The organism is Chryseobacterium sp. SIMBA_029, assembly GCF_046535275.1.
Taxonomy (GTDB): domain Bacteria; phylum Bacteroidota; class Bacteroidia; order Flavobacteriales; family Weeksellaceae; genus Chryseobacterium.
This window is the reverse complement of record NZ_JAWRXA010000141.1, coordinates 1-318: the sequence shown is the minus strand read 5'-3', so window position 1 is coordinate 318 and position 318 is coordinate 1. Positions and strand designations below refer to the sequence as shown.

General features: G+C 40.6%; 1 protein-coding gene. It reads left to right on the top strand.

What is annotated here, in order from left to right; translation table 11 throughout:
* Nucleotides 1–318, top strand: a 318-nt coding sequence (locus SB679_RS23545) for an asparagine synthase-related protein (RefSeq protein WP_410704690.1), incomplete at both ends; no start/stop codon positions are given.

Here is a 318-nt window from a genome sequence, read left to right as displayed (position 1 = left end):
CTCCACTCCCATGTATCTTTTGGCAAGAGTAATCAAGTCCATGGGAATCAAAATGGTACTTTCCGGAGAAGGTTCAGACGAACTGTTAGGAGGGTATCTATACTTCCACAAAGCGCCCAATGCTAAGGAATTCCATGATGAAACAGTAAGAAAGCTAGGAAAGCTTCACCTTTATGATTGTTTAAGAGCCAACAAGGCCTTAATGAGCTGGGGAATAGAAGGCAGAGTTCCTTTCCTTGACAAAGAATTTATGGATATCGCCATGACCATTAACCCCAAAGACAAAATGATCAATGTTTCTGAGGGAAAAATTGAAAA